At 37.5% G+C, this 6,096-nt stretch carries 6 protein-coding genes; all 6 read right to left on the reverse strand.

Features of this window, described 5'->3' with window-relative positions:
- A partial coding sequence (locus WBN20_RS15155; protein WP_424282290.1) for a class II glutamine amidotransferase occupies nucleotides 1-858 on the reverse strand: 858 nt, incomplete at its 3' end.
- 317 nt (nucleotides 859-1,175) lie between these two features.
- Entirely contained in the window at nucleotides 1,176-2,141 is a 966-nt protein-coding gene (locus WBN20_RS15160; RefSeq protein WP_424282291.1) for an MBL fold metallo-hydrolase, read from the reverse strand.
- Complete coding sequence (locus WBN20_RS15165; protein ID WP_424282292.1) at nucleotides 2,138-2,944, reverse strand: sulfurtransferase; 807 nt, start codon at nucleotides 2,942-2,944, stop codon at nucleotides 2,138-2,140. Before WBN20_RS15165 ends, WBN20_RS15160 begins: the two co-directional genes overlap by 4 nt.
- A gap of 68 nt (nucleotides 2,945-3,012) precedes the next feature.
- The gene (locus WBN20_RS15170) at nucleotides 3,013-4,797 is read right to left on the reverse strand and encodes a DUF885 domain-containing protein (RefSeq protein WP_424282293.1); all 1,785 of its coding nucleotides are present in this window, start codon (nucleotides 4,795-4,797) and stop codon (nucleotides 3,013-3,015) included.
- 24 nt (nucleotides 4,798-4,821) lie between these two features.
- The gene (locus WBN20_RS15175) at nucleotides 4,822-5,217 is read right to left on the reverse strand and encodes a DUF302 domain-containing protein (protein ID WP_424282294.1); all 396 of its coding nucleotides are present in this window, start codon (nucleotides 5,215-5,217) and stop codon (nucleotides 4,822-4,824) included.
- Nucleotides 5,218-5,439: 222 nt separating this feature from the next.
- The coding region (locus WBN20_RS15180; protein WP_424282295.1) for an alpha/beta hydrolase family protein at nucleotides 5,440-6,096 on the reverse strand (657 nt) is incomplete at its 5' end.

Genomic DNA, 6,096 nt, shown 5'->3' on the forward strand with positions numbered 1-6,096 from the left:
TTTATGTAGAGATACTTGCATATCACTGTCAATAAATACGGCATGGTTGGTAGGGATCTCTTTCCATAAATTCCTGTCATCTGTCAACATTTCCGACGAAATTAATGCGGCACTTCTTTTAACGATATCCTCTTCTATTTCAAGATCTCCAGTTTCATCATTAAAACTGCAAGCGATCTTTTCTGCAAAATGAAGGGAACGATTGTCCGAAGAGGCATCAGTGCTATAGCGTGTAGCGATCATTCGATGACCGTTTGACAGCACTATATTATAATTGGATGTGCTATTTATTCCCTTGCTTTGTTTTAAATTTTCTATATCGCTAAAGGTCTTGTTGAAGCAGTTAACTAATTCTTCTGGAGTTGCGGGTTTTTCAATACCCATTTTCCTGAAATTCGTCATGAATAAAGCCAAAATATATTGGGTGTCGCTCTGTCCTTGAATCCATAAAAACGCTTCTTCATCTAAAAGAGATACTAAGTCGAGTTTTATTTTCTCAAAATCTTGTATACCCCCATTGTGCATCATTAAATGTTCGTTGTATTTAAAAGGATGACAATTTTCCTGTGAAACACCACCAGTCGTGGCCGCTCTAATATGCGCCAAAAAACAAGTAGTTTTAATGATGGAGGCATTGTTCAATAAATTTTGATCATTCCACGCTGGTAACACCGATTTATACAATCCGGGTTCTTCCTGAATATCTTTATAATACCAACCTAAGCCAAAACCATCTCCATTTACTGTCATAATAGATTCTTCAGCGTCATAACTTTGATGTACCAATGAATTTTCCGGCTTAACTAGTATATCTTCAACGATTATTGGACTCCCTAAATAGGCTACAAATCTGCACATAATAATTAGGTTTTAAAAGCGCAATAAAGTTACGAAATTTGCACTATATTTTTGACCTTTTCCGCCCTAAAGTTTAAACAGAAAAGGGACTTTTTAGGTCTTTCAATATTTGGACTAAAGACTTTAAATTTTTCCAGTTCAGCCACCTTAATCTGAAGTCTATTCCAATAGGAAAATCACTTATGCAGGTTGATTAAGAAGTAAGTTTTCGCAGCTGGAAAGGTAACAGTATAGAGCCTCGGTGCTCCCAAAAATTGGCTCCCAAAGTATTAAATATAATTTATGTGATTTCCATAACTCAGGAGGACTGAACCTTTCTATAGTGGAAATATTTCTTTAAATCGGGCTATATGATACCCTCTTGACAACACCTCTTTAGATTCTGCGCTATTTGGGTTGAGTAGTGGATTAGTATGATTCATATGGATAAACCAAATTTTGTTTTTTTCATGAGCAGGTAATTTATTAAAAAGTTCCATGCTCTCCAATACGGTTGGGTGTGGAATCTCTGAAATATCCCTGTTATCTATTTCCTTTTCACTAAAAAATCCGGCATCGAGAAATGCATAGTCTGCCGCCTTTATTTCATCGACAATATTCGTGTCCCATTTGTACCACTTGTCAATATCCGGGATAAAAAGAACCGTTTTATTGGGGCCGATTATCTTGTAGCCTACAGTTTCTGAATATTCATCCCTATGTGGCACAAGAAAAGGGATTACGCTTAAATTTGGAGTAAGCGAGATTTCCTGTTTATTATTCAAAGATTGCAGGGAAATATTCTGATTCTCAACCAGCTGACTCCAGGGACCGTTAATCCTTAAATAGGTATCCATAACAGGCATTGCAAACACATTGACATTTGAAGCACCCATGGCTTCTGTTCCAAGATACATCAGGCCTGTATAATGCCCAATATGAGCATGTGTCAGAAAAATACCATCAACTATCTCGTTTGTGTTTTTTGGGACGTAGTTCTTTAATATTTTCAGTTGTTCCGGCATATCAGGAGTTGCCTCAAACAGATATTTTCTGTTATTTTCAGGATCAACAACGCCTAAAGAGACCACTTTTCTGCTGTCATCGGGGTTTTGGAAGAGTGCGCGGCAACATTCCTTTTTACAGGCAATGTGTGGTGAACCGGCGTCTTGTACATTACCAAGAACTATTAAAGAAGTTTGTGTTGGCTCAATCTGTTCAGATATATTGACAGCTGTTTTTTTATCCGGGGAAGGACTGCATGAGCATACACAAGCCAGTAAAAGATAAATCAGTTTTTTCATTTATTTTTAATTTGGGCCCATTCTGTCCATGAACCATCATAAACAGATTTATCATTCTTTAATACAAACTCACTTGCTAGTAATATAATACAAGCGGTAACTCCTGAACCACAACTGAAAACCAGGGGTTTTTCATTAACATCAAGTTTATTGAAAATAGCTTCAAGTGCTTCTTTAGATTTATACTTTCCGTGTTCCAATACCTCCGTGTAAGGTAAATTTAAAGAGGCTGGTATATGCCCGCTTGGTAAACCTTCACGCGGTTCCGGAGCTATCCCTTTAAATCGACCCCTGGAACGCGCATCAATTAAGATGGACTCTTGTGAGCTTATATTGGACAATACAAAATCATAATCCTTAACCATTTCGGGTTGAAATTTTGCCTCAAAATTACCTGGTTTAATATTATTTTGTTTGTGTTGTAGGGTCTCATAACCCCGACGTATCCATTCGGGCAGGCCACCATTAAGTACAGCTATATTTTGGTGCCCCATTACTTTGAACATCCACCAAACCCTGGGACTTATGTAAATCCCAAGATTGTCATATACCACAATTTTACTTGAATTAGTTATCCCCAGTTTTTTGCAGCTGTTTTCAAATTGTTTCGGACTTGGAAGGGTGTTGGGAAGTTCACTTGATGTATCACTAAACTCATTTTGCAGATCAAACTTTCTGGCCCCTTTGATACCGATGTTTTTGAAATCAGTTTTTCCGATTTTTGGACTGGCATCTAAAACTATTAAATCGGGATCTTCCAAATTATTATATAGCCAAATAGAAGATACAATGGGTTCTGTCATGAATAAAAGCTTCTATTTAATATTATATTGAACCCTAATGAATGTATGTTTTTTTATCATACTTAGACCTATTTATAGGCTGGAATAAATTCCTCCAACACTGCTTTTTTAATTAATTTGGGTGGAAGTAGTCCCTGCCCTAATACAAAATCGTGAAAAGCCAGCTGATCGAACTTTTCACCTAAAATTAGTTCAGTTTCGGCTCTTAGTTCCATTAATCTTAAATACCCATTGAAATAGGAAGTAGCCTGGCCCGGTGCCCTAAACTGATACCGTTCTAGCTCCGATCTTACCAAAGCCTCAGAAAGTACAATCTCGTGACTTAAGATATATCTTGCATCCTCTGGTGTAATTGTTCCCAAATTTAATCCCGGATCAAGAAAAGCGCGACCAGAGCGGACCAATCTGCTCCACAGTGTCATAAACTGCCCTTCAACGGGTAAAAAAGGTTGTATAATCTCTTCTGAATACAGGGCCCAACCTTCTATATTTACACTATTTGCAGCAAAAATTACCCGTGCCTGAGAGACACCTCTTTCCACCATGGCTGTAAACTGTAATTCGTGACCGGGACGACCCTCATGGGCAGTCAGAGGCCAGGAAGCGGCCAAATGGGTGAAATCATCAATTTGCAAGGAACTCCCATCAGAACCCCCTGTTGCTTTTAAGGGCAATACAAATTCGCCGTATTCACCAGTATTCCCAATAAGACGCGGCGGACTCATAAAGGGGGCAGGAGCAGCAGCACTTTCGGCAGGGGAAGCCAAACGAATTACCATTTCCCGATCTGGTAAAGTCAATATTTGTTCGTCTTTTATAATTGCCTCAATCTCTTTGATCTGTTGTCTGTATACCGTTAAAATGTTTGCGCTATCCAGTTGTTCTTTTTTCATAGCACGAAGAACATCCCTGTAATCATTAGACGGATAGTTATGTTTTTCCGCGATAACTTTACCCAACACCTGCAATTGCGTCTGTAATTCTTTAAATGCCACCATAGCTCTCCGCTGTAATTCTTCTATGGGCATATCTACTCCATATTCCCTTAAGTTAAATGAATAGATGGCCAAAGGAAGTTTAAAGTCTGTTCGTGTTTTTGGTAAAACCTCCTCCCGAATATAAGTGTGGTAATTTTCCAATTGGGAAACCAACTTTTTATAATCTTTTTCAAACCCTTTGATCTTGTATTTTATAAAAAGGTCTTCAATTTCTTTAATGTATTCACCACTTGTTTTCAAGTCGCGTTCAACCTCTTCTTTATAGGGCGGAATTCTATTTTTATTTTTATTCCATTCCCTTTCCATTTCTTCGCGAGCCAGGTTTGTTAAGGGTACATAACCTTTTTCGCTTCCAACATATTTTTTTAAACGTACCAGGGCCGCCTGTCTGCGCTCCGCAGGAATGCGCTCTTCCAATAAACCACGGATTCCGCTATAAATCCTACTTGTAGCATTGTAATAGGGTAGTAAATTGGTTTCAGTTAATTGAATTTCTTCAATCTCGTTTTCTGTACTTTCTATTAAGATGAGCAGATCTTGCTTAACCAATTCGTTCTCAGTTTGCGCTAATTGGGATTTTAAATATTCTTTTACCTGGTTTAAATCTAAAAGCACGCGTTCATTAAATCCTTCTGAGAGATCAGAAATTTGGTCATCTAATCCGTCAACTCCGAGTCTGGCCGCAGATTCCGGATTATTCTTTGCAATTACATCAAGTAGTTTTTCGGTATGTTTATTACTTTCTGTAATCCATTCAGGAGTATCCTGGGAATAGCCGTTTTGAATACCCAGGATATAGAATACAACGATTAAGGTTAGATATGCTCCTGGCAGGTTTTTAAGACATTTTATCATATGATTTATGCTTTAATGTTATCTTTAAGTATTGAGGTTTTCTATCACCTTTTTAAGCTTTTCCTGAACCTCCATGGCCAGACTGCCTAAAGCATCATTTTTAACAGGGCTCATAGATGCAATTGGGTCTACAGCTGAAACTTCAACTTGCCCATTTTCATGTTCTTCAACAATTACATTGCAAGGTAGAAAAACACCAATTTTATCTTCACTTTTTAATGCCTTATGTGCGAAATGAGGATTACAGGCACCCAAAATCTTGTATTTCTTGAAATCAACATCGATTTTGTTTTTTAATGTTTCTTTCACATCGATTTCGGTAAGTACTCCGAAACCTTCTTTTTTAAGTTCTTCGGTAACCAGTTCGATCGCTTCTTCAAAGCTTTTTCCTTTTAAAAGGGTATTAAAATAATAGCTCATCGTTTAATATATATTTAGGGATTTAAAATTTTCAGATTTTAGAATAGTCATAAATTCTACTGAATTTACTTTAGCAGAAATATACTTAATTATTACGAATAAAGGCATGAGATAGTGTCCTTCAAATTTTGTCCTCTTGAAAAATTTATTATTGACATCGAAATAGTCAATGAGAGGATTAATATCTGGCGAGTACAATTATTGCTAATTTTGAACTTCTCTTTATTCTTCAGGTATTTCAATCTCCTCACCCCAAATGTATTTACCAAACCATTTCCAATTGTGCCATGTAGCCGCGAGCCTTTCTTTAGGTTTATTTATGCCATGCCCAAACCCTTTATAAATAATTAACTCGGTTTCTACACCTTTGTCCTGAAGACCTTGGAACAATTCAAATGCATTTGCTACCGGTACTCTTTTGTCGAATTCACCATGTTGTATCAGTGTTGGTGTTGAAGCATTATTAATATTGGTCATAGGCGAGGTTTTCTCATAGATTTCTTTATCACTCCATGGTGTACCTTTTAAATATTGTCTGGTAAACGGGTGAATATCTGTATTTACATAATACGTCATCCAGTTAGAAATCCCAGCACCCACAGAAATAGCCTTAAATTTGGTTGAGTTGGTGGTTAAAAAAGCAGAGATGTAGCCACCCTGGCTCCATCCCATAGCACCTACTTTATTTCCGTTTATTATCCCTTTGTCTTCTAAGGCTGCAACACCAGATAACACATCCCAGGCATCTCCGACGCCTAAATTCTTAACATTTAAGGACCTGAACGCTTCGCCGTAACCCGCAGATCCTCTGTAATTTGGACGTAATATCAAGGCACCTTTATTAAGCCATTGCACCATGGGATAAACATAAGATGGGGT

This window comes from Eudoraea sp. (genome assembly GCF_049665975.1).
In the GTDB taxonomy this organism is placed as follows: Bacteria; Bacteroidota; Bacteroidia; order Flavobacteriales; family Flavobacteriaceae; genus Eudoraea.